This window comes from Longimicrobium sp. (assembly GCF_036280135.1).
Taxonomy (GTDB): domain Bacteria; phylum Gemmatimonadota; class Gemmatimonadetes; order Longimicrobiales; family Longimicrobiaceae; genus Longimicrobium.
In genome coordinates, this window is record NZ_DASURI010000053.1 from 1 (window position 1) to 2,301 (window position 2,301).

A 2,301-nucleotide genomic window follows, 5' to 3' on the forward strand; every position below is an offset into this window, starting at 1 on the left:
ACTCCCCCCCGGAGTCGCGGCTTTTGTTTTTCCATCACCCGAGAGCAACACGGGGAGCGCAGCCGATGTCCATCGTACCCGCAGACCGGCCCATCGCCATCTTCTACGAGCACCCGGACTGGTTCAGGCCGCTGTTCGCGGAGCTGGACCGCCGCGGCACGCCGTACGTAAGGATCCACGCCGACGAGCACCTCTTTGACCCGGCGGACGAGCCGGCGTACTCGCTGGTCTTCAACCGCATGAGCCCGTCGGCGTACCTGCGCGGCCGCGGCGACGCCATCTTCTACACGCTGTCCTGGCTCAGCTGCCTGGAGCGCAAGGGCGTGCGCGTGGTCAACGGCTACCAAGCGTTCGAGAACGAGATCAGCAAGGCCGGGCAGCTGGCCCTGCTGGACGACCTGGGCCTGCCGTATCCGCGCGCCCGCGTCATCCACCGCGCGGAGCACGCGCCGGCCGCCGCCGAGGGGCTGCGCTGGCCCATCGCCGTCAAGCCCAACATCGGCGGCAGCGGCGCGGGCGTGCGCAAGTTCGAGACGCCCGAGGCCCTGGCCCAGGCCGCCCGGGATGGCCTGGACCTGGGCATCGACAGCACGGCGCTCGTGCAGGAGTTCATCCCGCAGGAGGAAAGCCGCATCGTCCGGGTGGAGGTGCTGGGCGGCAGATACCTGTACGGCATCCGCATCTACACGCCCGGCAACAGCTTTGACCTGTGCCCGGCCGACGTGTGCCAGCGCGTGGACGGCGCCGCGCTCGACGCGCAGGTGTGCGCCGTGGACGCGCCCAAGCGCGGGCTGCGCGTGGAGGGCTACGAGCCGCCGCGCCCCGTGATCGAGGCCGTGGAGCGCATCATGGCGGCGGCGGGCATCGAGGTGGGCGGCATCGAGTACATGATCGATTCACGCGACGGGCAGCTGTACTACTACGACGTCAACGCCCTGAGCAACTTCGTGGCGGACGCGCCCAACGTCATCGGCTTCGATCCGTTCGCGCGGCTGGCCGACTGGCTGGAGCGCGAGGCCGCGGCGGCCGTGGCGGCGCGCGCGGAGAAGGAGGCGGCCTGACCGTGCTGGCTGCGCAACGTGGACGACGAGCGGATGGAGGCCAGCTGGGCCTACACCCGGCGCCTGGCCCAGCGCAGCGAGCAGATCGGCTTTGACCTCACGCTCGTGGCCGAGCTCAACCTGAACGACATCAAGGGGATGGACGCGCCCTCCCTGGACGCGTGGAGCACCACGGCGGCCCTGGCGGCCGTCACGGAGCGGCTGGAGATCATGACGGCCGTCCGGCCCACGTTCCACGCGCCGGGGCTGCTGGCCAAGCAGGCGGCCAACATCGACCGCATCAGCGGGGGGCGCTTGGCGCTGAACGTGGTCTCGTCGTGGTGGGCCACGGAGGCGCGGAAGTACGGCGTGCAGTTTGACCAGCACGACGACCGCTACGCCCGCACGTCGGAGTGGCTGGACGTGGTGGACGGGATGTGGAAGGAGCCGCGCTTCTCGTACGCCGGCAAGTACTACCAGGTGGATGACGCCATCCTGGAGCCCAAGCCGGCCCGTCGTCCGCGGCCCACGATCTACGCCGGCGGTGAATCGCCCGCGGCCAAGGCGCTCATCGCGCAAAAGTGCGACGCGTGGCTCACGCACGGCGACCCGCCGGAGACCATCGGCGCCAAGGTGGCCGACATGCGCGAGCGGCGCGAGAAGCTCGGTCTGGCGCCCATGCGGTTTGGCGCGGTGGGGTACGTCGTCGTGCGCTCCACCGAGGCGGAGGTCAGGGCCGAGCTGGAGCGCATCACCGACGTCAAGCAGAGCGCGCGGGGCTACGCCAACTACCAGGACTGGATCAGCAACACGCAGCTGGAGCAGCGGGTGAGCCTGGAGGACTACTCCGTGAGCAACCGCGGCCTCAAGAGCGGCCTGGTGGGCACGCCGGAGCAGGTGGCCGAGCGGATCCTGGAGTTCGAGCGCGCGGGATTGGACCTGCTGCTTCTGCAGTTCTCGCCGCAGCTGGAGGAGATGGAGCGCTTTGCCGAGGCGGTGATCCCCCTCGTGAACGGCGCCCGCACGGAAACGCGCTCCGCCGCGTGAACCGCGTTGCGGGAGGATTGTCATCCTGAGGCTCTTTCGCCGCTTTCCCGGCGAAAAGTGTCATCCTGAGGGGCCCGCGCGAACTCGCCCGTGCTGGATGCCCGTGGCCCCGAAGGATCTTGTGTGCGAAACTCGGGGCCGGCTTCCACGCACGGGAGCCGGCCCCGAGTCACGCGGGCAAGATCCTTCGTCGCCGCCATGGTCCTGCGCGCGG

At 70.1% G+C, this 2,301-nt stretch carries 2 protein-coding genes; both read left to right on the plus strand.

Going from position 1 to position 2,301, the window contains the following annotated elements; translation table 11 throughout:
- The first annotated feature begins 65 nt into the window (after positions 1-65).
- Positions 66-1,061 carry a hypothetical protein gene (locus VFZ20_RS01835; protein WP_329682109.1) on the plus strand — a complete coding sequence of 332 codons (996 nt, stop codon included), beginning with the start codon at positions 66-68 and terminating at the stop codon, positions 1,059-1,061.
- Between the two features lie 33 nt (positions 1,062-1,094).
- Positions 1,095-2,087 (plus strand): LLM class flavin-dependent oxidoreductase, encoded by a 993-nt coding sequence (locus VFZ20_RS01840; RefSeq protein ID WP_349264051.1) that lies wholly within the window; start codon positions 1,095-1,097, stop codon positions 2,085-2,087.
- Positions 2,088-2,301 lie beyond the last annotated feature (214 nt).

What these genes read in the sequence shown, in the direction of transcription:
- VFZ20_RS01840 (WP_349264051.1), top strand. Translation starts at nt 1,095, where the DNA reads ATGGAGGCCAGCTGGGCCTACACCCGGCGCCTGGCCCAGCGCAGCGAG.
- VFZ20_RS01835 (WP_329682109.1), top strand. Translation starts at nt 66, where the DNA reads ATGTCCATCGTACCCGCAGACCGGCCCATCGCCATCTTCTACGAGCAC.